Source organism: Zoogloea sp., from assembly GCF_023150065.1.
Taxonomy (GTDB): domain Bacteria; phylum Pseudomonadota; class Gammaproteobacteria; order Burkholderiales; family Rhodocyclaceae; genus Zoogloea.
Genome location: NZ_JAKLLN010000006.1, coordinates 131320 through 155915 on the forward strand (window position 1 = coordinate 131320; position 24596 = coordinate 155915).

Consider the following 24596-nt stretch of genomic DNA (forward strand, 5'->3'; position numbering starts at 1 on the left):
TCCGGGCCATTAACTGAGGACGTGCAATGTCTTTCACCAAGCTGCAGCCCTGTCTGCGGATCACCGCCTTGCTCACCGGCCTGCTCGCTGCGGCGTCGGCCTCCGCCGAGTTCGTCGTGATCGTGGGCAAGGGCGGGCCGGATGCCATGACCAAGGAGCAGGTTGCCGATGTCTTCCTCGGCAAGGCTGCCAGCCTGCCGGGCGGCGCGTCGGCCGCGCCCCAGGACCAGGCGGACTCGAGCCCGCTGCGCGACGAGTTCTACACCAAGATCACCGGCAAATCGGCCGCCCAGGCCAAGGCCTACTGGTCCAAGCTGGCCTTCACCGGCAAGGGCACACCCCCGCCCGAGGCGGGTAACAGCGCCGCCGTGAAGAAGGCGGTGGCCGGCGCGCCCGGCGGGATCGGCTACGTCGAGAAATCCGCTGCGGACGCGACCGTGAAGGTCGTCCTGACCGTGAACTGATCCGGTCCTGCACCGACAACCGAATTCCATCTGGAGGTTTCATGATTTTCCGTATGCGTCACCTTGCCGTCGTGCTCTCTTCCCTCCTGCTCGGCGCCCCATCCCTTTCCCAGGCCGTCGAAGTGGGCGGCATCGATCTGAATGGTTCCGGCTTCGCGACCCTGGGGCTGGGCCACATGCTCGGGGGCAGTGAGGGCGCCATGAGCGGCTACAGGAAGCCCGTCTTCATCTCCGACTATGCCCAGGGCGGTGTCTATGACGGCAAGGGCGGCATCCAGTGGCAGCCCGACTCCAAGCTCGGCCTCCAGGGCGTGGCCACCTTTCCGGACCGGCGTTTCTCGGTGACCGGTCAGGTCGTGGCCCGGGGCGCCCGGGATGGCGCCATCAACCTGGAATGGCTCTATGCCAGCTTCAAGGTGAACGACAACATCACCCTGCAGGCCGGTCGCAAGCGCATCCCGATGTTTTACTACTCCGACACCCAGGACATCGGCGTGGCCCTGCCCTGGACGCATCTGCCGCCCCAGCTCTATGGCTGGGAGGTAGTGAACTACAACGGCTTCAACGTGGCCTATCGCGGCCAGATGGCCGGCTGGGATGTGGGTGCCAACGCCCTCATCGGCAAGGAGTCCAAGGACCGTAGCGGCTACTGGAAGGTCTATCGCGGTCGCAACAACCGTACCGATGTGCGCTGGGACAACATCGTCGGTGGCGATCTGAGTCTCGCCAAGGACTGGTTCGAGACGCGCTTCGTGTATCTCCAGTCCAAGGTCAGGCAGAAGAACGCATCCGGCTCCCTGGATACGGATCCGGCTTCGTCCACCTACGGCAGCTATATCGATGGCGACACTTCCTTCTCCTCGCCGGCGGGCAAGCAGAAGATCTACGGTGCCACCTTCAACATCGACTACGAGAACTTCCTGGTCCGCAGCGAGTTCATCCGTATCGCCCACAACGATGTGATGGGCTACACCGACCGGGCCCAGATCCTCGGCGTGGGCTATCGCATCGGCAAATGGACGCCCATGTACACGGTCTCCAATTACCGTAGCCAGGCGGACATCGCTGCAGGCGCAGACCCCGACGGCCAGGAGGCACACCGCACCCACTCCGCCACCCTGCGCTATGACCTGTCCACCTCCAGCGCGGTCAAGGTGCAGCTGGATGTGCAGAAGGATCGCAGCGGCCCCAACTACACCGTGGATGGTTTCAACCGCTTCGGTAATGCACGCCTGCTGACGGCGACCTACGACGTGGTCTTCTGAGCCCGGGCGATCCGGACAGGGCCGGTGCATTCCGGCCTTGGGAAACGCCCGTGGCCGGCTATGCTTCAGACAATCACCCCGTTTTCAGGGAGGTTTGTGCATGGTCACCCAATGGCGTTTCCCGTTTCTCTCCAGGGGCGCGGGGGGCGTGCTGCTCCGGGGGGTACGCATGCCCTTCATCCTGGCGTCCCTGTGGTGTTCGGTGGCCTGGGCCGGTGGCGAGTTGCCACCCGCCGGCAAGAAGTCCGGCGCGGGCCGCAAGCCCGGCCTCAGCATCCAGGTGCACGGGGGCGGCTGGGGGCGGGTGTCCCGGGACGATATCGAGAGCGTCCTGCAGGCCACCGCCGAAACTCTGTTGTCGCGCCTGCCCGGGCGTCCGAGCGTCCCCATCGTGGTCACCCATACCGAGGGGCCGCCCGTTGCGCTGTATGGCCGGGGCGCCCAGGGCGAGTTCCGGATCCGCCTGCATGCCCGGGGTGAGAACTGGCACCTGTATGCCTACGAGTTTGCCCACGAACTTTGCCACCTGCTGTCGAACCACGATGCCCACGTGGAGGCCGGGGGGGAGGGGGCGCACGCCAATCAGTGGTTCGAGGAGGCGCTCTGCGAGACTGCCTCCCTGTATGTGCTGAAGCATCTGGCGGCGGAATGGGAGGCGGCTCCGGCGGGATCGCGCTGGGCGGAGGAGGGCCCTGTGCTGCGCCGTTTCTTCGATCTCCTGATTGCCGAGGGGCACCGCCGGCTGCCCGCCGACACGCCCCTGGCCCAGTGGCTGCAGGAGAACGAGGCCGCCCTGCGCAGTGACCCCTACCTGCGCCAGAAGAACGAACTGGTCGCCACCCTGATGCTGCCCTTGTTCGAAGAGGACGGGGGACGCTGGGAGGCGCTGGGCTACCTCAATCTGGCGCCGGAGGATGCCCGTGCCGGCTTGCGGCGCTACCTGGCCCACTGGTATCGCCACGCGCCGCTGCAGCATCGTGCCCTGGTAGGGCAGGTGCTCGCCCTTGTGGGCGTGGACGGCGTGATGCCTGCCCTGCCGGCCGCCGACGGGCTGCTGGCCAGGGCCCGTTGAGGGCATCCTGAACCATCACTTTCGTCTTATCCGAGTAATTCTGTCGACTAAGATGAAGGTGTCTATCCGGTCCTCCCGGACCTCGAAACAGGCTCGCCCGGGCCGGTGACATGGCAGTCAGACCCCCGCAACGGGGGCTGGTTGATTAATGCAGAAACAGGGAGGAATTTCGCCGAAGGAAGACAAAATGAAGACACGTCTCGCCATGAAGGTCTGTGCCGGCCTGATCCTCGGAAGTGTTCTGAGCGCCGTTCCGGTCGCCAGTGCCGAATACACCATGTATGACGACATCAAGGCCCTGCATCAACGGGGCATGTCGTCCGGTGACATGTATGACGCCATGGAGCCCACCGCTGCCGGACCCCAGGGGCCGGTCCGCACCGACATGATGAAGTACGACGACCGTTACAGCACCACGCGCAGTGCCGGCTATCGGGAGGGGGCCCCGTACTCCCAGTGGGATGAGCTCAAGAACTACCTGGGGCCGATCGGTGGTGAAGGCACCAACTGATCCATGGGATGCGCGGCTGCCCCGGCTGCAGAAGCCGTTCAGCATCGGCTGAACGGCCACCCGGGCAGCTGTGCCGCTGCTGCGTTCAGGGGGGGCAGCTGGAGAGCTTGAACTCCACCCGGCGATCCAGGGCATCCCTTGCATCGTCGCTGCCGGTGCCGACAAGGGCCTGACGGAAGCCCTGGCCCGAGGCGCGGGTGCGGGCGCCCAGCTCCGGGGCCTCCGCTTCAAGGCGCTGCTTGATGAACTGGGCGCGCTGCTGGGACAGACGGTCGTTGGTCTGTTCCGAGCCGGTCTTGCTGGTGTGGCCGATGATGTTCATGCACACCTTGGCTGCCGCACTCTGGCGGGCGATCTGCCGGAGCCAGAAAGTGTAGGGGCCGCTGATCTTGGCGTCCTGCCAGAACTCCGTCGAGCCCGGGCGGAACAGGAATTTGACCCCCAGGTTGTTGTTGGCGAGTCCCGAGGAGACGATCTTTCCGAATGCGGACTCCGCCTCTCCATTGCGCCCCAGCTTGAGATTGGACAGGTAGATGCCGGTGTGGACACGCAGCTGGTCCCCACCCGGCGAGGCCAGGGAGCGCTCGTACAGGCGGAGGGCGTCGGCGTAGTTCTGATCGTTGTAGGCACCCAGGGCTTCTTCGATCAGGGCGGCGGTGACGATCTTTTCGAGGTAGGCCGGATCGGCGGCCTGACCGGGCGGGGTTTCTGCCGTCTTCACGTAGCCATCGATGGTGCGGTCGCGGATGATCACCGGGCTGTCCTGGTAGAAGGGAGTCGGCTTGGTGTCGAGGCCGTCGTCACGGGTCAGCGAGTTGGCCTGGGCGACGACTTTGCCGGTTCTAAGGTCGGTCAGGGCCAGCGCAAGGCGCAGCCGCTTCGGCGGGGCGCCGGCGGCGTTGTCGCGGGTGAGGGTGCCCGTGAGGATCAGGTTGGTCTTGCCCATGCTGCTGCTCTGGAAGGGCAGCACATCGAACTGGGGATAGGCCGCCTTGATCTTCTCGGTGATGCTCTTCTCGATGCTGCGGGTGACGGCGGTCTGCTGGCCCGTGCGGCCGTCCAGCAGCGGATCGATGGCAATCGTGCGGCGGGCCAGCTTGCTCTCCACCTTGGACAGCAGATCACCCTGGGTCTGCTTGAAGAGGTCTTCGGTTGCCTGGGCGACTGCCTGCTCAAACGGCAGCTCCTTGGTGGTGGTGGCCTGGGGCGGGGTGGCGCAGGCCACAAGCAGGGCGCAGGCGGCGATACCGAGCCGGGTCCGCAGCCATGAAGGGATCGATCTCATCGGCATTCTCTTTTCATCGTGTTGTCATCTTCCGGGGACAGGGTTTCGCCCAGGGTGATCCGGTGGAGAAGATCGGAGCAACGGGACGACTTGCGGGCAGCCTGCGGTTTGGGCGTGCGGTCGACTTCTGGCGCGGCTCCCCTTTCGTCCGCGGACGATGTCGGGGTCCGCCCTGCGGGCTTCTGGGGCTCGGTTGCCGGTGGGCGGGCCGTCGCCGGCGGTTTTGCCGGGGGCGCCTTCTCGGACGGTTTGTCGGCTGACTTTTCAGGCGCCTTGCCGGTCGCCTTTTCGGCCGCTTTCTCCACGGGCTTCGTGCTGGCCGTAGGGGGAGCGGGTTCGCTCTTCGCCGGAACGGCCTCGGTCGGAGGCGTCCTGGGCGGCTCCGCCGTGGCGGGGGCGAGCGGAGGGGGTTGAACCGTCGGTGTTGCCGGGGCGGGCGCTGGCTGTGGCGCAGGGGCTTGTGGGGGTGTCTGCACCGGGGCCGGGGGCTGCGCTGCAGGGGCGGACGGGGCTGCGGGTGAGGGACGGTCGCCGCTCCTGCTCAGGTAAGCGGCGGCAGCGGCGATCAGCGCAAGAATGACAAGCCCCGCGACGATGAGGCCACGGTGGCTGCCCTGCGCTGCCTGGGGGGGCGCCGCGTCGACGGTTGCTGCGGGTTCAGGAGCCGGGGAGCGTGAGGCAGGCGCAGGGGTCGGTGCAGTGGCCGGCGCGGCCACCTGGGGCGGTGGGGCTACGGAAACTGCCGGGGTCTCGGCGGGAGGCGAGTGGGTCGTCGCGGCTCGGGAGACATTGTCGAGCTGCACCGTGCGTTCCGGGTCCAGTGCCGTTCGCGGGCCGCCGGGCCTGGGTTCGTTCGAATGCGCGGCCGTCGTGCTGCGGGGCGGAATCCCGAGCAGGAGACGCATCTCGGCCACCGATTGGGGGCGCTGGTCGGGGAGCACTGCGAGCGCCGCGTCGAAGGCGAGCAGAAACCGCTCGCTGTAACGCCCTGCCGCCGTCGTGGCCAGCGGCTGCAGCGGATCGGAAATCATCCGCGTGACCGAGGTGGGCGGGGGCTTGCCGTGGATCGCGAAATGCACCACGGATGCCAGCGCATACAGATCGGTCCACGCACCCTGGCGCATCTGCGCCACGTCGGCGTACTGCTCGATGGGGGCGTAGCCCGGCTTGAGGATGACCGTCAGGGCCTGGGCAGACTCGCTCAGCACCCGGCGGGCGGCGCCAAAATCCAGGAGCACGGGCTGATGGCTGCCCAGGACGATGATGTTGTCCGGCGCAATGTCGCGGTGAAAACACTGGGCGTCGTGGAGGATCTCGAGGGCATCCAGCAGGGGGCGGACGATCTCCATCAGCCAGGCTTCGTCGGGGGGCACGTCCTGTTCCTGCAGGATCTGGCGCAGGGAGGGGCCGTCGTAGAAGGGCATCGCCATGTAGGCGGTGCCGTTTCCTTCCCAGAAACGGAACACCTTGACCATCGACGGGTGATCGAAGCGGGCCAGCAGCCGGGCTTCGTTGATGAAACTGAAGAGGCCCTTCTGGAAGGCCTCGGCCGTCCTGTCGGAGGTGGGGTGGATGGTTGCTCCGTCCGCCGCCCTGCTGGCCAGGGAGGCCGGCATGTATTCCTTGATGGCGACCTTGCGCTGAAGGATGTGGTCGTAGGCGAGATAGACGATTCCGAACCCGCCCTCACCGATGAGGTCGGTGATTTCGAACTCGCCGAGGCCGGTGCCCGGGGGCAGGACGTTGTCCCGCGCCTTGCTCCCATGATGCATCTGCCCCATTCCGCTCACGACACTGGTGGATGGCATGAGCGACAAGCCCCTGGTGGGCTTGCTCGAGTCACCTTTACCGGTCTGGGGGGAGCTCATCGTCATTCACGGCGGATCATGGAAAGAGCATCGCTGCTCGCGGCGCGACCCATAACGAAGCACTGGGCCGCATTTTGTATCAAATTCCTCGCACCGTCACCGTTCCACGGAGAAATGGCTGCGTGATGGGTCACGGTGCGGCCCTTTCACAATTCCGTACATTTGAAAAACAGTTGAGCAAACTTGGTTTGCAAAACTGGCCGTCAGCAAAAAAGACAATCCGTCGCCATTGTCGGGCCCTTGTGAGGGACGGGCAGTGCAGCGGCGGGGACGAGACCGAGACAAACCGGAGGAGGATGGGGTATGTCCAATACCCGAGCGACAGCCGCAGATTCTGCGAGCCTGGATACTTTTCCGCGCCTGCTGATGCACCACGCACAGCAGCGGCCCAACCGGCCGGCGATGCGCGAGAAGGAATACGGGATCTGGCAGACCTACACCTGGGCCGAAGTGGCCGAGCGGGTGAGGTCGATTGCCAGCGGCCTGGCAGAGCTGGGCTTCAAGCGCGGCGACCGCCTGGCGGTGGTGGGAGACAACCGGCCGCGCCTGTACTGGTCGGTGGCGGCGGCCCAGTGTCTGGGCGGCATCCCGGTGATGATGTACCAGGATGCGGTGGCCCAGGAGATGGCCTACGTGATGCAGGACGCGGAGATCCGCTTCGCCTGCGTGGAAGACCAGGAACAGGTGGACAAGATGCTCGAGATCAAGGGCGACCTGCCCCTGCTCGAGCACGTGATCTACGACGACCCCCGCGGTCTGCGTCACTACAACCAGCGCTTCCTGCACGGCCTGGATGAAGTCCTGGAGATGGGGCGCATCCACCACCAGAACCACCCCGACTTCCTGGGCAACGAGATCGACAAGGGCAGCCCCGAGGACGTCTCGGTGATGCTCTATACCTCCGGCACCACCGGCAAGCCCAAGGGCGTCTGTCAGAGTCACTCCGCCTTCATCGCCGCGGCGCAGGGCGGCTGCAGCTTCGACAAGCTCACCGATCAGGACGACATCCTGTCCTACCTGCCGATGGCCTGGGTGGGCGACCACCTGTTCTCGTATGCCCAGGCCCTGGTGGCCGGCTTCACCATCAACTGCCCGGAGTCCGGCGAAACGGTGATGGGCGACCTGCGCGAGATCGGCCCCACCTATTACTTCGCCCCGCCGCGGGTCTTCGAGAACCTGCTGACCCAGGTGATGATCCGCATGGAGGACGCCAGCAGCATCAAGCGCAGCGTGTTCCAGCACTTCATGGACGTGGCCAAGCGCTGCGGCGCGGACATCCTGGACGGCAAGCCGGTTTCTGCCGCCGACCGCCTGCAGTACGCCCTGGGCAACATCCTGGTGTACGGCCCGCTCAAGAACGTGCTGGGCATGAGCCGCATCCGCGTGGCCTACACCGCCGGTGCGGCCATCGGCCCCGACCTGTTCCGCTTCTACCGCTCCATCGGCATCAACCTCAAGCAGCTCTACGGCCAGACCGAAACCTGCGCCTATGTCTGCCTGCAGCCCGATGGCCAGATCAAGCTCGACTCGGTGGGCACCCCGGCGCCCAACGTGGAGGTCAAGCTGGCTGACAACGGCGAGATCCTGGTCAAGGGCCCGATGCTGCTGAAGGCCTACTACAAGCGCCCCGACGCCACCGCCGAGTCCATCAACGCCGAGGGCTACTTCATGACCGGCGACGCGGGCTTCTTCGACGAGGACGGTCACCTGAAGATCATCGATCGGGCCAAGGATGTGGGCAAGCTCACCGGGGGCGGCATGTTTGCCCCCAACTACATCGAGAACAAGCTCAAGTTCTTCCAGCACATCAAGGAAGTGGTGTGCTTTGGCAACAAGCGTGATTTCGTCACCGCCTTCGTCAATATCGACCTGGAAGCGGTGGGCAACTGGGCCGAGCGCAAGGGCATGGCCTACGCCGGCTACACCGATCTGGCCAGCCAGCCCCAGGTGTACGAGCTGATCCGCGAGTGCGTCGAGCAGGTCAATGCCGATCTGGCCAGCGACCCGAACATGAGCGAGTCCCAGATCAAGCGCTTTCTGGTGCTGCACAAGGAACTCGACGCCGATGACGGCGAGCTGACCCGCACCCGCAAGGTGCGCCGCAACTTCGTGGCCGAGAAGTACGAGGTGCTGATCGACGCTTTTTACGCCGGCCGCAAGGAGCAGTTCATCGAAACCCAGGTGACCTACGAGGATGGCCGCACCAACAAGGTGTCCGCCAACCTGCGCATCGAGGACGCCAAGACCTTCCCGCCCCAGGCGCGGAAGGCGGCCTGAGACGGAGACCGACATGGCCAGACAGATTGGCGACGTGATCGTCGACCTCCAGAACATCTCCCTGCGCTTCGGCGGCGTGAAGGCGCTGACCGACATCAGCTTCAACGTGAAGGAGCACGAGATCCGCTCCATCATCGGCCCCAACGGCGCCGGCAAGAGCTCGATGCTCAACGTGATCAACGGCGTGTATCACCCCCAGGAAGGGCAGATCTTCTTCAAGGGGGCCCTGCGCAAAAAGATGGAGCCCCACGAGGCCGCCGAGCAGGGCATCGCCCGTACCTTCCAGAACATCGCCTTGTTCAAGGGCATGACCGTGCTCGACAACATCATGACCGGGCGCAACCTCAAGATGAAGTGCAACTTCCTGCAGCACGCCCTCTACTGGGGTGCCGCGCAGAAGGAAGAGATTGCCCACCGCATCAAGGTCGAAGAAGTCATCGAGTTCCTCGAGATCCAGGACATCCGCAAGACCCCGGTGGGGCGCCTGCCCTACGGCCTGCAGAAGCGGGTAGAGCTGGCCCGGGCGCTCGCTGCCGAGCCCCACATCCTGCTGCTGGACGAGCCCATGGCCGGCATGAACGTGGAGGAGAAGCAGGACATGTGTCGCTTCATCCTCGACGTGAATGACCACTACGGCACCACCATCGTCCTCATCGAGCACGACATGGGCGTGGTGATGGACATCTCCGACCGGGTCGTGGTGCTGGATTACGGCAAGAAGATCGGTGACGGCGTGCCGGAAGAAGTGAAGAACAACCCCGAGGTCATCAAGGCCTACCTGGGTACGTCGCATTAAGGCGGGGAGAAAAGACAAATGCAATTCTTCATCGAGGTACTTGTCGGGGGGCTGCTGTCGGGCGTCATGTACGCCCTGGTCGCCCTGGGCTTCGTGCTCATCTACAAGGCGTCCGGCGTCTTCAACTTTGCCCAGGGGGCGATGGTGTTCTTCGCCGCCCTGACCTTTGTCGGCTTCCAGGAGGTGCTGCCCGGCTGGCTGGGCCTCGAGGCCGACAGCAGCGCGGTGTTCTGGCTGGCCTTTCTGCTGGCCTTCGTTGCAATGATCGTGCTGGGCATCGCCACCGAACGCATCGTGCTGCGGCCCCTGGTCAATCAGCCCCACATCACCCTGTTCATGGCCACCATCGGCCTCACCTACGTGGTCGAGGGCATCGCCCAGATGGTGTGGGGGGCCAACGTGCGCGGCCTGGATCTGGGCATCGTCGATGAGCCCATCGCCTGGCTGATGGACAACTACGAGATCGGCGTCTCCAAGTTCGACCTCTTTGCGGCCGGCGTCGCGGCGTCCCTGGTGGCCCTGCTGGCCATCCTCTTCCAATACACCAAGGTGGGCCGTGCCCTGCGCGCGGTGGCGGATGATCACCAGGCCGCCCTGTCCATCGGCATCCCGCTGCAGACCATCTGGCGGGTGGTGTGGGCCGTGGCGGGCTTCGTGGCCCTGGTGGCCGGGATGATCTGGGGTGCCCGCAACGGCGTGCAGTTCGCTCTCACCTTCACGGCCCTCAAGGCGCTGCCGGTGCTGATCCTGGGCGGCTTCACCTCGGTGCCTGGCGCGATCATCGGCGGCCTGATCATCGGCGCCTCCGAGAAGCTGGCCGAGGTGTACGTGGGCCCCTTCGTCGGCGGTGGCATCGAGGGCTGGTTCCCGTACATGCTGGCCCTGGCTTTCCTGCTGGTACGGCCGGAAGGGCTGTTCGGCGAGAAGCACATCGACCGCGTCTGACAGAGACAAGGAGCAACAACAATGCTTTACCGTGAAGCCGGCCAGTTCAAGGCCACTTACGCCGAAGATTCCCAGATCTTCCCGATCCGTCAGGACAAGATCGGGTTCTGGCTGCTGATGCTGGTGTTCGGCGTGGCCGTGCCCCTGCTGACCAACGAGTACTGGCTCAAGGCCATCCTGATCCCGGTGCTGATCTTCTCCCTGGCCGCCATCGGCCTCAACATCCTCACCGGCTACGCCGGCCAGCTGTCCCTCGGGTCCGCGGCCTTCATGGCGGTGGGGGCCTTTGCGGCCTATAACTTCATCCTGCGCATCGAGGGCATGCCCTTTCTGCTGGCGCTGGTACTGGCGGGGCTGACCGCTGCGGCGGTGGGCATTCTGTTCGGCCTGCCCAGCCTGCGCATCAAGGGCTTCTACCTGGCGGTGGCAACTCTGGCGGCCCAGTTCTTCATCGTCTGGGCCCTGGTGAAGTTTCCGTGGTTCTCCAATAACTCGTCGTCGGGGGTGGTGACGGCTCAGGATGTGACCATCCTCGGCTACACCTTCGTTTCGCCGGAGGCCAAGTATGTCCTGACCTTCCTGATCGTGTCCTTCATGGCCCTGCTGGCCAAGAACATGGTGCGCTCCTCCACCGGGCGCGCCTGGATGGCGGTGCGGGACATGGACGTGGCGGCCCAGGTGATCGGCTTCCGCCTGATGCGCACCAAGCTGCTGGCCTTCGCGGTGAGTTCCTTCTACTGTGGCGTGGCCGGTGCCCTGTATGCCTACACCTACATCGGCACCGTCGAGCCCGAGGGCTTCAACCTGGATCTGTCCTTCAAGATCCTGTTCATGATCATCATCGGCGGGGTCGGCTCCATCATGGGCTCCTTTCTCGGTGCGGCCTTCATCGTGCTGCTGCCGATCTTCCTGGACAACGTGGTGCCGGCCATTTTCGGCGATGCCCTCGGGGCGGGCTTCGTGTCCAACTTCCAGCTCATCGTCTTCGGCGGCCTGATCATCTTCTTCCTGATCGTCGAGCCCCATGGCCTGGCCCGCCTGTGGCAGATCGCCAAGGAGAAGCTGCGCCTGTGGCCCTTCCCCCATTAACCGAAAGCGTCCGGGCGACCTCCGCCCACCGCGAGCAGCATCCACACCATATAAAAGAGGAGACAAACACATGAAGCTGAAGAAAACCTTCGTTCTGGGTGCCGTCATGGCGGGTCTGCTGGGTTCCGGCCTGGCCACTGCCAACGAGGAGCAGTTCATCGGCCTGCCCAGCTACCGCGTCGGCCCCTATGCGGCCGGCGGCTCGGGCCTGTTCGGCGGCTGGATCGACTACATGCAGCTCGTCAACGAGCGCGACGGCGGCGTCAACGGCGTCAAGCTGACCTGGGAAGAGTGCGAGACCGAATACAACAACGCCCGGGGGGTGGAGTGCTACGAGCGCCTGAAGAAGAAGGGCAGCACCGGTAACTCCGTGTTCCAGCCGGTTTCCACCGGCATCACCTACTCGGTCCTGGACAAGGTCGCCCAGGACAAGATCCCGATGGTCACCATCGGCTACGGCCGCACCGACGCCGCCGACGGCCGGATCTTCCCGTGGGTCTTCCCGATGATCACGACCTACTGGTCCCAGGCTTCCGCCATCGTGAATTACATCGGCACGAAGGAAGGCGGCATGGACAAGCTGAAGGGCAAGAAGATCGGCCTGCTCTATCACGACTCCGCCTACGGCAAGGAGTCCCACGCCATCATGGACAAGCTGGCTGCCAAGCACGGCTTTGAAGTGATCAAGATCGCCGTGGCCCACCCGGGCAACGAGCAGCAGTCCCAGTGGCTGCAGATCCGCCAGGCCAAGCCCGATTACGTGGTGCTGTGGGGCTGGGGCGTGATGAACCCCACCGCCATCAAGGCTGCCGCCAAGACCGGCTTCCCCCGCGAGAAGCTGATCGGCGTGTGGTGGTCCGGTGCCGAGGAAGACACCATCCCGGCCGGCCCTGCCGCCAAGGGTTTCATCGCCGCCGGCTTCAACGTGGCCGGTGCCAATTACCCGGTGGTGGCCGACATCAAGAAGCACGTGTACGGCAAGAGCAAGGGCAACATGGAAGACAAGACCCGCGTCGGCTCGGTGTATTACAACCGCGGCGTGGTGCACGGCATCATCACCGTCGAGGCGATCCGCAAGGCCCAGGAGAAGTATGGCAAGGGCAAGGCCCTGACCGGCGAGCAGGTGCGCTGGGGCTTCGAGAACCTCAACCTCGACGACGCCCGCCTGAAGGCCCTCGGCGCCACCGGCTTCATGCCGCCGCTCAAGATCACCTGCGCCGACCACGAAGGCCCGGGCAAGGTGAAGTTCCAGCAGTGGGACGGCAACCAGTGGAAGGTCATCACCGACTGGGTCGAATCCGACCGTCCGCTGGTGCGCGGCATGATCGAGGAGTCGGCTGCCGCCTACGCCAAGGAAAAAGGCATCAAGCCCCGCGACTGCAGCAAAGAAAGCTGACCTGGGGGGGCGATAAACCTACTGCGCACCCCGATCTCGCAAGTCCGGTACTCGCTGTACTCCAGTACAGCTCCGTTCCTCCTTGCGACCTCGGGGTGCCCGCTACGGTTTCTCGCCATCCCAGGTGCCGGAAGATTGGGTTTTCGCTACAGAACAAGATCGAGGGTGATGTGAGTCGCCCGTAAAAAGGGGATGGCCGCTGCCATGTCTTACCTCAGCATCAACAACATCGAGGTCATCTACGACCACGTCATCCTTGTGCTCAAGGGTGTCTCCCTGCAGGTGCCCCAGGGCAAGATCGTCGCCTTGCTCGGCGCCAATGGCGCCGGCAAGAGCACCACGCTCAAGTCGATCTCCAACCTGCTGCGCGCCGAGCGCGGCGACGTGACCAAGGGCAGTGTCGAGTTCAAGGGCAGCCGTATCGACCAGCTGACCCCCGCCGACCTCGTCCGTCGCGGGGTGATCCAGGTGATGGAAGGACGCCACTGCTTCGGCCACCTGTCCATCGAGGAGAACCTGCTCACCGGCGCCTACACCCGCAGCCAGTCCCGGGCCGAGCTCAAGGACAGCCTGGACAAGGTGTACAACTATTTCCCCCGGCTCAAGACGCGGCGTACCTCCCAGGCGGGTTACACCTCCGGTGGCGAGCAGCAGATGTGCGCCATCGGCCGCGCCCTGATGGCCAAGCCCGAGATGATCCTGCTCGACGAGCCCTCCATGGGCCTCGCCCCGCAGATCGTCGAGGAGATCTTCGAGATCGTGAAGGACCTCAACAGCAAGGAGAACGTGAGCTTCCTGCTGGCCGAGCAGAACACCATGGTGGCCCTGCGCTATGCCGACTTCGGCTACATCCTGGAAAACGGCCGGGTGGTGATGGAGGGCGAGGCGTCCGATCTGCGCACCAACGAGGATGTGAAGGAGTTTTACCTCGGGCTGTCGTCCGAGGGGCGGAAGAGCTTCCGCGAGGTCAAGCACTATCGTCGTCGCAAGCGCTGGCTCTCCTGAGCAACGAGGCGCCCGTCACGGGCAAGGACCGCAGGACTGCATACAAGAACAACTTTCCGCTCGCGGAGAAACCATGAACTACTACGACGCCCGTGAAACCCGCGACCCCGCCGAGCGGGAGCGTGACCTGCTGGCCCGCCTGCCGGCCCAGGTGGCTCATGCCAAGGCCCACGCGCCGGCTTTTGCTGCCCTGCTGAAGGATGTGGACCCGGCCAGCATCAACACCCGCGAAGCCCTGGCTACCCTGCCGGTGACCCGCAAGTCCGATCTGGCCGAGATGCAGAAGGCTGCCCGCCCCTTTGGCGGCCTGGCGGCGGTGCAGTGGGGGGCCGGCTGCGCCCGGGTGTTCGCCTCACCGGGACCGATCTACGAGCCGGAGGGCGCCCGCAAGGACTACTGGCGTCTGGCCCGGGCCTTCTATGCGGCTGGTTTCCGCAGCGGCGATCTGGTGCACAACACCTTTTCGTATCACTTCACGCCGGCCGGCTCGATGATGGAGACCGCCGCCCACGCCCTCGGCTGCACCGTGTTCCCGGCCGGGGTGGGGCAGACCGAGCAACAGGTGGCGGCCATGCAGGATCTGCGCCCCGACGCCTATGCCGGTACGCCGTCCTTCCTGCGCATCATTCTCGACAAGGCCGACGAGCTGGGCGTGAGGATCGACAGCCTGAAGAAGGCCTTCGTCTCCGGTGAGGCCTTTCCCCCCAGCCAGCGGGAGGCCCTGGCTGCCCGCGGCATCCAGGCTTACCAGGCCTACGCCACCGCCGACCTGGGCCTGATCGCCTTCGAGACCCCAGCCCGGGAGGGGCTGGTGCTGGACGAGGACGTGCTGCTGGAGATCGTCCGCCCCGGCACCGGCGATCCGGTGGCGCCCGGCGAAGTGGGGGAGGTGGTGGTGACCACCTTCAATCCCGATTACCCCCTGATCCGCTTTGGTACGGGCGACCTGTCGGCCGTGCTGCCGGGCGCCTCGCCCTGCGGCCGGACCAATGTCCGCATCAAGGGCTGGCTGGGCCGCGCCGACCAGACCACCAAGGTCAAGGGCATGTTCGTGCATCCGGGCCAGGTGGCGGCGGTGCTCAAGCGCCACCCGGAAATCGGTCGGGGGCGTCTGGTGGTGGACAACCCGGATCACAACGACCGCATGACCCTGCACTGCGAGCACGCGGCGCCGGCGGAGGGGCTGGCCGAGGCGGTTGCCGCTTCGATCCGTGAGCTGACCAAGCTGCGTGGCGAGGTGTGCTTCTGCGCTCCGGGAAGCCTGGCCAATGACGGCAAGGTCATCGACGATGTGCGCAAGTACGAGTGAAGCGAATCCTTCAGCAGAATGTGTTTTGACAACGCCGGTTCTGCCGGCGTTTTTTTCGGCCATTGAAGGACGGCGCAACCGATGCCGTGAGTGGCCCGGGACGGCGGCGCGGGCCTGTGGCTAACCCGCATGGTCGGGGGCGGAGGGCTTCTGGCACACTCGCAGCCTGTCCCCGATGGCGGTGCCCGCCCTGTTCGTCATGCAGAGCTTCCTGCTCCTCCTGCCCGATTTCGCCCTGATTGCCCTCGGAGTGGTGCTGCGCCGTCACGCGGGGCTTGAGGATGGTTTCTGGCAGGGGGTGGAGAAGCTGGTCTACTTCGTGCTGTTCCCCGCTCTGCTGTTCAACGCCCTGGCGCGGGCGCAGATCGACCTGCACACTTTCGCGCCCCTGTTTGCCGTGGGCTTGCTGACCATGGGTAGCGGGCTGCTGCTGGGGCTGCTGGGGCGGCCGCTGATGGGGCTGGGGGCGATGGCCTTCGCCTCGCGGCTGCAATGTGCTTATCGTTTCAACACCTATATCGGGATTGCGGTGGCCGGCAAGTTTGGCGGTGCTGCGGGGGTGGCGGCGATGGGGGCGCTGTGTGGTGCGATGGTGCCCTTTGCCAACATGGCGGCGGTCGGCTTCCTCGCCCACCACGGTCAGGGGCGGCTGGGGCGGGAACTGGCCCGCAACCCCCTGATCGTTGCCACGCTGGCGGGCATGGCTTTCAGCTTTTCCGGCCTGCACTTGCCGGGGCCAGTGCAGCCTTTCCTGCAGCGCCTGGCCGATGCGGCGGTGACCCTCGGTCTGCTCGCCGTGGGGGCGGCCCTGCGAGGGGGGCGGAGTGAGGGGGGGCGGCTCGGGGCGGCCTACCTGTGTGCGGTCAAGCTGCTGGCGTTGCCGGCCATCGCCTGGTGGTTGGGTGGCCTGCTGGGCCTGAGCGGGACGGCGTTTGCCACGGCGGTGCTGTTTGCCGCGCTGCCCACCGCGTCATCGGCCTACATTCTGGCCATGCGCATGGGCGGGGACGGGCCGGGGGTGGCCTGGTTGATTTCGGCCACCACGGTGCTGGCGGCGGTCACGCTGACCGCCTGGCTGGCCTTGCTGACGGGCTGGGGCGCCTGAACCCGGCGCCCGGCCCGGCGGGCTGACTACTTCGTTTCCTTCGATTTGCCCTTGGCCGGCGCGGCCGGCGTCGGGGCCGCCGCTGCCGCGGCATTCTGTTCGGCGGCGTTCTGCATCAGGTTCCAGGGCCACATGCCACTGGCGAAGGGGTTGGGCTGGGCGCTCTCGTCGCCGTCCTTGCGGCCCCCTTCGGCGGCCACCTTGCTCATGGCCTGCATGGCGGCAATGGTGGCGCGCTGCATCTCGAGGCCCTGGGTGGCCATCTGCAGGGAGCTGAGGTTCATCTTGAGCCAGTTCTCGACGGCCTTCATGTCGGAGATGCGCTTGTCGAGTTCGTCCACGTCGAGGGTCGGCGTGACCATGCCGGGCAGGCTGAAACCCATCTTGCTCCACATGCTGCGCATGAATTCCATTGGATCCTGTGCATTGTTTTCGGTGCTCATCGCTCTCCCCCTTGTTTCAACTGGTTATTGACGCTTCGATAGTACCCGATGCACTTCCCGCCTGCATCAGGCTTGGGTTTTGCGTTGCAGCAGTGCGCGCAGCCGGGCGGGCCGGACAGGTTTGTGGAGCAGGGGAATGCCCGCGCTCTGGGCCTCGCCGGTGGTGGTGGCCGAGGTGTCGCCGCTGAGGATGATGGCCGGCACCTGCCTGCCGAAATGCTGGCGCAGCGACTGGATGACGGCCAGCCCGTTGAGGGCACTGCCGACCCGGTAATCGCAGACGATCATGTCGGGCAGGGTGTGCTCGGCGAGGGCGGAGAACAGGGTGTCCGGTGTGTCGGTGGCGGTTACGGCACAGCCCCAGGATTCCAGCAGGCCGGTGGTGCTGGCCAGGGCCAGTTCGTCGTCATCGACCAGCAGCACGTGCAGCCCGTGCAGGGAGTGGGGCGGCGGCGGCGGCGCGCCCTCGGGGATCACGCTGGCGGTGGCAAGGGGAAGTTCGAGGGCGAAGAGGGCGCCGTGGCCGGGGGTGGAGCGCAGCTCCAGGCGGTGGGACAGCAGGTCGGTGAGGCGGCGCACGATGGCCAGGCCGAGGCCGAGGCCCTTGGCCCGGTTGCGCTCCGGGTTGTCGAGCTGGACGAACTCCTGAAAGATCGCCTCCTGAGCGTCGGGTGAGATGCCCGGGCCGTTGTCCCGGACTTCGATGCGGACCTTGGCGCCCCGTCTGCGACAGGCCAGCATTACCGTGCCGCCAGGGGCGTAGCGCAGGGCGTTGCTGATGAGGTTGTGGAGGATCCGCTCGAGGAGCAGGGGGTCGCTCTCCACCCACAGGCTGGTGGGGCGCAGACGCAGGCGCTGGCCATGGAGCTCGGCTTCCCGCCGGTAGTCGACGTCGATGCGCTCGAACAGGGGCTGCACCGGGAAGGGCTTGATCTGGCGGTCGAGCACGCCGGCGTCGAGGCGCGAGATGTCGAGCAGGCTGTCGAGGAGGTTCTCCATGGTCTCGGCCGACACGGCGATGCGCTCGACCAGCCGGCGGGTGTCGGGGGCGTGCTGCTTTTGCCCAAGCTCGGCGACGAACAGGCCGAGGGCGTGCATGGGCTGGCGCAGATCGTGGCTGGCGGCGGCGAGGAAGCGCGTCTTGGCCTGGTTGCCACGCTCGGCTTCTTCCTTCTTCTGCATCAGCTCCCGGGTGGCGGCGGCGATCTGCCGCTCCAGGTCTTCCCGGGAGGCACTGAGCTTGTCGGCCATGTCGTTGACCCCCTCGGCGAGGGTGCGCAGGCTCTTGCCCCCTTCGACGGGAACCCGGCTGCTCAGGTTGCCCTGGCCAAAGCTGGCCACCGTCGAGGCAATGCGCAGGATGGGGCCCGAGATGCCACGGCTCATGCGCAGGGCCAGGGCCACGCTGGCGAACAGCACCGCGGCCACCATCAGGATGGCGTTCCGGAGCAGGCGTGCTTCTTCGGTACGCAGGGAGTCGCGGCTCATCTCGACAAGCACTTCGCCGTGGCGTACCGGTGTCTGTGCCGCACCGCTGCTGCCGGTTTCGAGGAAGGTGTCGTCGAGGGTGATGCCGGGCCCGGTGACCTGCTCGCGAAACAGCAGCGGGCGGCTGCGCTCCCGGGCGCTGAGGCCTGTGCTGGTGGGGGCGCTGCGGGTGCTGTCGGCGAGGACTTCCTGCAAGGGGCTGAACACCGCGACGCGGATCACATCCCGCTCCTGGAGGATGGAGTTGGCCTGTTTGCGCAAGCTCTCCAGGTTGCCGGAGAACACCCCGTATTCGCTGGCGGCGGCCAGCTGGCGGGCCAGCGCCTTGCCACGCTGGGAGTGGGCGTCCTCGAGGTCGGAGAGACGGGACGAGGTGAAGTAGGCGATCAGCACCAGGGCCATCACCGTGGTGGGCAGGGCGGCGATCAGGACGGCGCGGGGGCGGATATCCCAGTCGTTGGGGGTGATCATGGGTTGCCCTCGGCCCGTTCGAGGCGCTCGCGCAGGGCGCCGGGTTCGTCGAGGATGATGCCCAGGGAACGGGCCACGTAGGGGTTGGTGCTGACGCGGAAATGGCGCGGCGCAGCCGGTGGCGGCAGGGTACCGGTGGTGAGCCCCTGGCGTGCGGCCTCACCGGCCTGCTGGCCCACCTGGGCCGGAGTGCTGTAGAGGGCCAGCAGGGCGCCGGCCTTGACGTAGGCGGGCGAGAAGCCGACCACCGGGGAGCGCTGGTGATAGGCGGTGAGCAGGATGTTGGAGATGGTGCGGTTGTTGTAAACCGTGGAGTCCGGCATGGCGAGGAGGATGCTCGGCTCGGCGAGGGCACGCTGCAGGGTGGGGTAGAGCTCGCTTTCCTCGCTGAGCTGGGCCAAGGTGGGGCGCAGGCGCCTGTCCCGGGCTGCGCTCTGCAGGCGTTGCCCCAGTTCGAGGCTTTCACGCCCGACCAGCAGGGCCACCCGCGACCATTCGGGCAGGGCAATGCGCAGCAGTTCGATCTGCCGGGGGGCCGGCTGGTCGATGAAGACGGCCGACACCCGGCGGGCATCCTCGGCGCGCACGGGCAGGCGCTCGTAGGCACTGCGCGGCAGCAGGGTATGGAGGACGAGGCTGCGCGGGGCGAGGGCGGTAATGCTCTGGGCGGCCCGGGCGCCCAGGGTGATGATCAGGGCGCAGTTGTTGAGGGTGGCGTTGTCGTCGCCGCGCAGGGGGGAGGGAAGGGTCTGCAGGCGGTGCCCGGCGCTGCGCAGCTCGGTGCCCAGGGCGTCGGCCGCTTCACTGAAGGCGCTCCCCTCTTCCGACATCACCAGGCAGGCCTGCCCGGCGAGGGCCCAGCGGCTGCCCAGGGCCAGCGCGAGAAGGATGAGGAGGCGCAGCACAGGACCCATCCGGATCAGAACTCGAGCTGGAGGGTGGCGAAGACCTGGCGGCCCCACCAGGAGGCCCGGGGGGCGAAGGTCTCGTCATCACCGTCGATGTTGCGGGCGGTGAGGGCGATTTCACCGCGGAGCAGTTCGGGGGGAAGGCGATGGCTCAGTTGCAGGTCGAGCTGGCGGTACATGCGGATGCGGTGCTCGGCGTCGGCGTACCAGCTCATGCCGCCCACCCAGCGGCGGGCTACGCTGACCTGCCAGCGGGGGTGGAACTCCCAGGCGCCGAAGAGCCCGGAGCTGTGCCGGGGGGCGGAGTTGGCGACCCAGCCGCTGGGCTGGGCGCCGCTGGCGGTGGCCGGGTCGCCGGGGCCATCGACCCGCAGCTCGGTGTGATGCACCGACAGCCAGGTGCCGGTAGCCGGGCGCCAGGTGGCGAGCACTTCAAGGCCCCGGATGTCGGCCTCGCCGCTGTTGGCGAAGTAGCGGGTGTTGTTGCGCGGGATCAGGCCGACGGTGGAGTTCTCGAGGCGCATCTCGATCAGGTCGCGGGCCCGCTCGAGGAACAGGCGGGCGTCGATGCTGGCCTGAAACGGGCGCAGTTCAGCGAGGTAACCCAGCTCGTAGGTGGTGATGCGCTCGGCCCGCAGGCCGGGAGAGGGCCGGAAAGTCTGGGAGATGGGGGTGCCCGCGGGGATCGTCATGAGGGGCGTGACGACCGGCGCGGAGGTGGAAAAAATCATGCTGGACTTCTGCTCGAAGGCAGTGGGGCTCCGGTATGAACGGTTGATGGCGAGACGCAGGGTCTGGTTTTCCGTCATATGATAATTGGCTGATGCCCGCGGTGCCAGCGAAGTTCCGGTCAGGGAGTTGTCTTCAGCCATGAAACCGACATTGAACAGCCAGTCGGGAGAGGCACGCCACTCGAGGGTACCGAAGGCGCGATTGACGCCGTGACGCACGCGTTCGTCCGAATTGAAGCGCAGCGGCGCATCGAGCTTGTCCTCGCGCATGCCCGCCCCGAAGACCGCCCGCAGGGTGGGGGCGAGGCTGGTGATGCGCTGGATCTCCAGATCGTCGCGGACCGTCCGGAAGCCGTAATCGAAATCGAAGGGCAGGCCGATGGTCACCGGCAGGCCGGATTGCTGGGGCGGGATGGGGACGCTCAGGGCAAAACGGTCACGGCCGTTCTCTTCCTGGTGATACCAGGTGACGCTGAGCTCCTCGTCCGGGGCGGGGGCATGCCGCCAGCGCAGCAGGCCGAAAGTGTTGGCGATGCGGGCCGTGCGCTCCGGGTCGGTGGGGTTGCCGTCCTTGCCCGTGCCCTGGTCGTTGCTGGTCCAGCCGGCCTGGAACTCCAGCACATGATCGTGGTTGATGGCCCAGTCGGCGCGCAGGGTGGCCAGCTCGGACTTGCGCCAGTCGTTGATGGCGGAGAGGCCGCGGTCGTAGTTACGTGCTGCGGTGATGCGCAGGTCCACGTCGCCGAGGCGCTTGCCCAGGCGCACGCTCACGTCGTTGATACCGCTGTTGCCGGCCCGGTAGCGCAGGCTGCCACCGCGGGTGTCCGAAGGGGGGCGGGTGATGATGTTGGCGACGCCGAGAAAGGCATTGCTGCCGTAGGCTGCAGAGTTGGAGCCGCGAAACACCTCGATGCGCTCGATGTCGTCGATGTCGACGCCCAGCTGGTTCCATTCGACGCCGGCGATGAAGTAGGGCGAGTACACGGAGCGTCCGTCCACCTGCACCAGCATGCGCCGGGGTGCTTCGTCGGACAGGCCGTGATAGGTGACGAGGGGCTGGTTGGCGGTATGCAGGCCGACCTGGAAACCCGGCACCAGCATGAACAGCTCGTGGATGTTGCGGGCCCCCGAGGCGCGGATCATGTGGCGGTCGATGACCATCACCGATCCGGGGGTGTCGGCCCTCGCCTGTTGCAGCCGGGTGGCCGACAGCACCACCGGCAGGTCGGCCAGATAGGCGGCTTCGTCGGCGTCTGGCTCCGGGATCTCGGCCTGGGCCGGCAGGGCAGGGGGCAGCAGCAGGGTCAGCGTGACCAGGGCGCGAAGGGCTGGGGAGTATGGCGTGGCGTGGGGGATGGGCATGATTTGCGGCGTGGCGGCCCGGGATCGCAATTTTCTCCGTTTTGCCCGGGTCTGGGTAGGCTAAACTGAGGGGCTACCCAATCCAGTTTAGATATCCGTGAGCAAGCGACACTGATGCAGACGCGCATTCTTATTGTTGAAGACCACGTGCTGGTGCGCGAGGCCATGGCCCTCACCCTCGCCCAGGTGCGCGAGGACGTGGTGTGCGAGCAGGCCAGCAACGCCGCAGACGCGCTGGCCCTGCTCGAAGCCGATTCCGATTGCGACCTTGTGGTGGTGGATCTGATGCTGCCCGAGATCAACGGCTTTTCCCTGCTGGGGGTGGTGGCCAAGCGCTTCCCCGCCGTGCCGGCCCTGGTGGTGTCGGCCCTGGACGACAGGGAGTCGGTGCACCGGGCCCTGAAGGCCGGCGCCTCGGGCTTCGTCTCCAAGGCCAGCCCCAGCAATACCCTCATCGAGGCAGTGCGCACCATCCTCTCCGGTGGGGTGTTCACCCCCGAGGCCGCCATCGGCAGTGACGGGAGCAACCGCAACCGCCGCGCCAGCCAGGCCTTTGCCGAGCGCTTCCAGCTCACTGCGGCCCAGGGGCGGGTGCTCGAACTGGTGGCCCAGGGCAAGTCCAACCGGGACATCGCCGAGTTTCTGGGGCTGTCGGAGGGCACCGTGAAGGTGCACGTGTCGGCCATCCTGCGTGCCCTCGGCGTGACCAGCCGGGCCCAGGCCCTGCTGATGATGACCCGGGCCGGCCTGCGGGTCTGAGCGACACGTCCAACTGGGCTGTCATCGGCCGTTCACGGGCGTTTAACGCAGGCGGAATAGTCTGCCGGGCATTCAAACTCCCGGCGAATGCCATGTCCCTCCTGCAAAGCTCCCGAACCGTGCTGGCCCAGTCCGTGGCCCTCTCCCTCTGTGCCCTGACCCTTTCCGCCTGTGGTGGCGGCAGTGATGGCGGTGCCCATGCCCTGGATCTGACGATCCTGCACATCAACGACCACCACTCCCACCTGGACGCCGAAACCACCACCCTGACCCTGAAGGATGCCGCCGGCACCACCCGTTCGGTGACGGTGGATCTGGGCGGCTTCGCCCGGGTCACGGCGGCCATGGAGGCCCTGGCCACTCCGGGCCGCAACGTTCTCAAGCTCCACGCCGGTGACGCCATCACCGGCGATCTGTATTACACCCAGAGCGAAGGCCAGGCCGACGCGACCCTGATGAACACGGTGTGTTTCGATGCCATGTCCATCGGCAATCACGAGTTCGACGGTGCCGACGCCGGCCTGGTCAAGTTCATCGACTACCTCCACGCCGGTGCCTGCCAGACGCCGGTGCTGTCGGCCAACGTCGAGCCGGCGGCCGGAACGGCCCTGGCGGGCCGCATGGGGGCCTACCGGATCATCGAGAAGGACGGCGAGAAGATCGGCGTGATCGGCCTCACCGTGAAGGACAAGACCCAGTTCGCCTCGCGCCCCGACGCCAGCACCCGCTTCCAGGATGAAGCCACTGCGGCCCAGACCGTCATCAACGAGCTCAAGCTGCGCGGCGTGAACAAGATCGTGCTGCTGTCGCACCTGGGCTACGCCGCCGACAAGGCCATCGCCCCCAAGCTGTCCGGTGTCGACGTGATCATCGGCGGCGACTCCCACACCCTGCTCGGCCCCGACAGCATGGCTGGCTACGGACTGACCCCGTCGGGTGCCTACCCCACCCAGACCGTCGACAAGGACGGCAGCAAGGTCTGCATCGCCCAGGCCTGGCAGTACTCCTACGCCGTCGGCGCCCTCGACGTGAAGTTCGACGCCAGCGGCAAGGTCACCGCCTGTTCCGGCAAGCCCCAGGTGCTGGTGGGTGACAGCTACAAGGTGGGCACCGCTGCCGCCTCGGCGGCGGATGCGGCAGCCTATCGCAGCCAGCTCGACGCCTCCGGCGTATTCCGCACCACCACGCCCGCGGCGGCGGCCACGGCGGCCCTGGCGCCTTTCAAGGCGGCCAAGGACGCCCTCGGCCTGCAGGTGGCCGGCACCACCACCGACAACCTGTGCCTGCGCCGGGTGCCCGGCAGCAAGCGTGACACCAGCCGCTCTTCCCTGGGGGATGTGTGCAACCTGGACGCCAGCGTGGTGGCCCACGGCGGCGACATCCAGCAACTGGTGGCCGAGGCCTTCCTGGAGCAGGGGCAGCGTTTCGGCGGTGCCGACATCAGCCTGCAGAACGCCGGTGGCGTGCGGGTGGACATCCCCGCCGGCAACATCACGGTCGGCAAGGTCTATACCCTGCTGCCCTTCAAGAACACTCTGTACCGCCTGGTCATGACCGGCGCCCAGGTCAAGTCGGCCCTGGAGGACGGGGTGGATTCGGTGCTCAACGGCACGGGTTCCGGTGCCTACCCCTACACCGGCGGCCTGCGCTTCGCGGTGGACATGAACCAGGCCAAGGGCAGCCGGGTGAGCCAGCTGGAACTGCGTGACAGCACCGGCACCTGGAAGCCCCTCGACCCGGCGGCCAGCTACAAGGTGATCACCAACAACTTCACCGCCGACGGCGGCGACAAGTACGACACCCTGAAGACCATCCCCGCCGCCCAGCGTGAGGACACCTTCCTGGACTACGCCGATTCCTTCCTGCAGTACGTGCGCAGCAAGTCGCCCCTGGCCAAGCCGGCGGCCGCCAACCGCAGCACCCAGCAGTACAGCGAAACCCCCTGAGCTTTCTCCCCCCGGGGAGCACAGCTCACTTCATGCCCCGCTCCGGCGGGGCTTTTTACATGCCAGCCGGGGTAGCATGACCGGCATGCACACCACGAGGT

General features: G+C 66.4%; 20 protein-coding genes. 14 read left to right on the forward strand and 6 right to left on the reverse strand.

Annotated features, from left to right (window positions below; translation table 11 throughout):
- Positions 1–26 precede the first annotated feature (26 nt).
- From L6Q67_RS09665 to L6Q67_RS09680, 4 genes are all read left to right on the forward strand, one after another.
- Positions 27–464 (forward strand): hypothetical protein, encoded by a 438-nt coding sequence (locus L6Q67_RS09665; RefSeq protein ID WP_296568486.1) that lies wholly within the window; start codon positions 27–29, stop codon positions 462–464.
- Positions 465–505: 41 nt separating this feature from the next.
- A complete protein-coding gene (locus L6Q67_RS09670) occupies positions 506–1729 on the forward strand; it encodes a hypothetical protein (RefSeq protein ID WP_296568488.1) in 1224 nt (407 codons plus the stop codon).
- A 100-nt stretch (positions 1730–1829) separates the two neighbouring features.
- Positions 1830–2801 (forward strand): hypothetical protein, encoded by a 972-nt coding sequence (locus tag L6Q67_RS09675; RefSeq protein ID WP_296568490.1) that lies wholly within the window; start codon positions 1830–1832, stop codon positions 2799–2801.
- A 187-nt stretch (positions 2802–2988) separates the two neighbouring features.
- Positions 2989–3312 carry a hypothetical protein gene (locus L6Q67_RS09680; protein WP_296568492.1) on the forward strand — a complete coding sequence of 108 codons (324 nt, stop codon included), beginning with the start codon at positions 2989–2991 and terminating at the stop codon, positions 3310–3312.
- 85 nt (positions 3313–3397) lie between these two features.
- Here the strand turns inward: L6Q67_RS09680 and L6Q67_RS09685 are convergent, their stop codons facing one another.
- Positions 3398–4597 (reverse strand): OmpA family protein, encoded by a 1200-nt coding sequence (locus L6Q67_RS09685; RefSeq protein WP_296568494.1) that lies wholly within the window; start codon positions 4595–4597, stop codon positions 3398–3400.
- Positions 4594–6369: a protein kinase gene (locus L6Q67_RS09690; RefSeq protein ID WP_296568496.1), complete on the reverse strand. Its 1776-nt coding sequence runs from the start codon at positions 6367–6369 to the stop codon at positions 4594–4596. The genes L6Q67_RS09685 and L6Q67_RS09690 overlap by 4 nt, the downstream gene beginning before the upstream one ends.
- A gap of 399 nt (positions 6370–6768) precedes the next feature.
- On the opposite strand from L6Q67_RS09690, the gene L6Q67_RS09695 reads away from it, so the two are divergent.
- The 8 genes from L6Q67_RS09695 to L6Q67_RS09730 all read left to right on the forward strand — a co-directional run bounded on the left by L6Q67_RS09695 (position 6769) and on the right by L6Q67_RS09730 (position 16387).
- Complete coding sequence (locus tag L6Q67_RS09695; protein WP_296568498.1) at positions 6769–8742, forward strand: long-chain fatty acid--CoA ligase; 1974 nt, start codon at positions 6769–6771, stop codon at positions 8740–8742.
- Positions 8743–8755: 13 nt separating this feature from the next.
- On the forward strand, positions 8756–9538 hold the full coding sequence (locus L6Q67_RS09700) for an ABC transporter ATP-binding protein (protein WP_296406283.1): 783 nt from the start codon (positions 8756–8758) through the stop codon (positions 9536–9538).
- A gap of 18 nt (positions 9539–9556) precedes the next feature.
- On the forward strand, positions 9557–10483 hold the full coding sequence (locus tag L6Q67_RS09705; protein WP_296568500.1) for a branched-chain amino acid ABC transporter permease: 927 nt from the start codon (positions 9557–9559) through the stop codon (positions 10481–10483).
- Positions 10484–10504: 21 nt separating this feature from the next.
- A complete protein-coding gene (locus tag L6Q67_RS09710) occupies positions 10505–11572 on the forward strand; it encodes a branched-chain amino acid ABC transporter permease (RefSeq protein WP_296568503.1) in 1068 nt (355 codons plus the stop codon).
- A 70-nt stretch (positions 11573–11642) separates the two neighbouring features.
- Entirely contained in the window at positions 11643–12968 is a 1326-nt protein-coding gene (locus L6Q67_RS09715; RefSeq protein ID WP_296568505.1) for an ABC transporter substrate-binding protein, read from the forward strand.
- Positions 12969–13172: 204 nt separating this feature from the next.
- Entirely contained in the window at positions 13173–13973 is an 801-nt protein-coding gene (locus L6Q67_RS09720; protein ID WP_296568507.1) for an ABC transporter ATP-binding protein, read from the forward strand.
- A 73-nt stretch (positions 13974–14046) separates the two neighbouring features.
- On the forward strand, positions 14047–15282 hold the full coding sequence (locus L6Q67_RS09725) for a phenylacetate--CoA ligase family protein (protein WP_296568509.1): 1236 nt from the start codon (positions 14047–14049) through the stop codon (positions 15280–15282).
- Positions 15283–15457: 175 nt separating this feature from the next.
- Positions 15458–16387 carry an AEC family transporter gene (locus tag L6Q67_RS09730; protein ID WP_296568512.1) on the forward strand — a complete coding sequence of 310 codons (930 nt, stop codon included), beginning with the start codon at positions 15458–15460 and terminating at the stop codon, positions 16385–16387.
- A gap of 26 nt (positions 16388–16413) precedes the next feature.
- Here L6Q67_RS09730 and L6Q67_RS09735 read toward each other — a convergent pair whose 3' ends face one another.
- The 4 genes from L6Q67_RS09735 to L6Q67_RS09750 all read right to left on the reverse strand — a co-directional run bounded on the left by L6Q67_RS09735 (position 16414) and on the right by L6Q67_RS09750 (position 21790).
- Positions 16414–16830, reverse strand: coding sequence for a PhaM family polyhydroxyalkanoate granule multifunctional regulatory protein (locus L6Q67_RS09735; RefSeq protein WP_296568518.1), 417 nt, complete (start codon positions 16828–16830; stop codon positions 16414–16416).
- A gap of 66 nt (positions 16831–16896) precedes the next feature.
- Positions 16897–18789, reverse strand: coding sequence for an ATP-binding protein (locus tag L6Q67_RS09740; RefSeq protein WP_296568520.1), 1893 nt, complete (start codon positions 18787–18789; stop codon positions 16897–16899).
- Complete coding sequence (locus L6Q67_RS09745) at positions 18786–19694, reverse strand: ABC transporter substrate binding protein (RefSeq protein WP_296568522.1); 909 nt, start codon at positions 19692–19694, stop codon at positions 18786–18788. Before L6Q67_RS09745 ends, L6Q67_RS09740 begins: the two co-directional genes overlap by 4 nt.
- A gap of 14 nt (positions 19695–19708) precedes the next feature.
- On the reverse strand, positions 19709–21790 hold the full coding sequence (locus L6Q67_RS09750) for a TonB-dependent siderophore receptor (protein ID WP_296568524.1): 2082 nt from the start codon (positions 21788–21790) through the stop codon (positions 19709–19711).
- 114 nt (positions 21791–21904) lie between these two features.
- Here L6Q67_RS09750 and L6Q67_RS09755 point away from each other — a divergent pair, with 114 nt between their 5' ends.
- On the forward strand, positions 21905–22549 hold the full coding sequence (locus L6Q67_RS09755; RefSeq protein WP_296568526.1) for a response regulator transcription factor: 645 nt from the start codon (positions 21905–21907) through the stop codon (positions 22547–22549).
- 92 nt (positions 22550–22641) lie between these two features.
- On the forward strand, positions 22642–24495 hold the full coding sequence (locus L6Q67_RS09760) for a 5'-nucleotidase C-terminal domain-containing protein (protein ID WP_296568528.1): 1854 nt from the start codon (positions 22642–22644) through the stop codon (positions 24493–24495).
- The last annotated feature ends 101 nt before the right edge of the window (positions 24496–24596 follow it).

What these genes read in the sequence shown, in the direction of transcription:
- L6Q67_RS09665 (WP_296568486.1), top strand. Translation starts at nt 27, where the DNA reads ATGTCTTTCACCAAGCTGCAGCCCTGTCTGCGGATCACCGCCTTGCTC.
- L6Q67_RS09670 (WP_296568488.1), top strand. Translation starts at nt 506, where the DNA reads ATGATTTTCCGTATGCGTCACCTTGCCGTCGTGCTCTCTTCCCTCCTG.
- L6Q67_RS09675 (WP_296568490.1), top strand. Translation starts at nt 1,830, where the DNA reads ATGGTCACCCAATGGCGTTTCCCGTTTCTCTCCAGGGGCGCGGGGGGC.
- L6Q67_RS09680 (WP_296568492.1), top strand. Translation starts at nt 2,989, where the DNA reads ATGAAGACACGTCTCGCCATGAAGGTCTGTGCCGGCCTGATCCTCGGA.
- L6Q67_RS09685 (WP_296568494.1), bottom strand. Translation starts at nt 4,597, where the DNA reads ATGAGATCGATCCCTTCATGGCTGCGGACCCGGCTCGGTATCGCCGCC.
- L6Q67_RS09690 (WP_296568496.1), bottom strand. Translation starts at nt 6,369, where the DNA reads ATGCATCATGGGAGCAAGGCGCGGGACAACGTCCTGCCCCCGGGCACC.
- L6Q67_RS09695 (WP_296568498.1), top strand. Translation starts at nt 6,769, where the DNA reads ATGTCCAATACCCGAGCGACAGCCGCAGATTCTGCGAGCCTGGATACT.
- L6Q67_RS09700 (WP_296406283.1), top strand. Translation starts at nt 8,756, where the DNA reads ATGGCCAGACAGATTGGCGACGTGATCGTCGACCTCCAGAACATCTCC.
- L6Q67_RS09705 (WP_296568500.1), top strand. Translation starts at nt 9,557, where the DNA reads ATGCAATTCTTCATCGAGGTACTTGTCGGGGGGCTGCTGTCGGGCGTC.
- L6Q67_RS09710 (WP_296568503.1), top strand. Translation starts at nt 10,505, where the DNA reads ATGCTTTACCGTGAAGCCGGCCAGTTCAAGGCCACTTACGCCGAAGAT.
- L6Q67_RS09715 (WP_296568505.1), top strand. Translation starts at nt 11,643, where the DNA reads ATGAAGCTGAAGAAAACCTTCGTTCTGGGTGCCGTCATGGCGGGTCTG.
- L6Q67_RS09720 (WP_296568507.1), top strand. Translation starts at nt 13,173, where the DNA reads ATGTCTTACCTCAGCATCAACAACATCGAGGTCATCTACGACCACGTC.
- L6Q67_RS09725 (WP_296568509.1), top strand. Translation starts at nt 14,047, where the DNA reads ATGAACTACTACGACGCCCGTGAAACCCGCGACCCCGCCGAGCGGGAG.
- L6Q67_RS09730 (WP_296568512.1), top strand. Translation starts at nt 15,458, where the DNA reads ATGGCGGTGCCCGCCCTGTTCGTCATGCAGAGCTTCCTGCTCCTCCTG.
- L6Q67_RS09735 (WP_296568518.1), bottom strand. Translation starts at nt 16,830, where the DNA reads ATGAGCACCGAAAACAATGCACAGGATCCAATGGAATTCATGCGCAGC.
- L6Q67_RS09740 (WP_296568520.1), bottom strand. Translation starts at nt 18,789, where the DNA reads ATGATCACCCCCAACGACTGGGATATCCGCCCCCGCGCCGTCCTGATC.
- L6Q67_RS09750 (WP_296568524.1), bottom strand. Translation starts at nt 21,790, where the DNA reads ATGCCCATCCCCCACGCCACGCCATACTCCCCAGCCCTTCGCGCCCTG.
- L6Q67_RS09755 (WP_296568526.1), top strand. Translation starts at nt 21,905, where the DNA reads ATGCAGACGCGCATTCTTATTGTTGAAGACCACGTGCTGGTGCGCGAG.
- L6Q67_RS09760 (WP_296568528.1), top strand. Translation starts at nt 22,642, where the DNA reads ATGTCCCTCCTGCAAAGCTCCCGAACCGTGCTGGCCCAGTCCGTGGCC.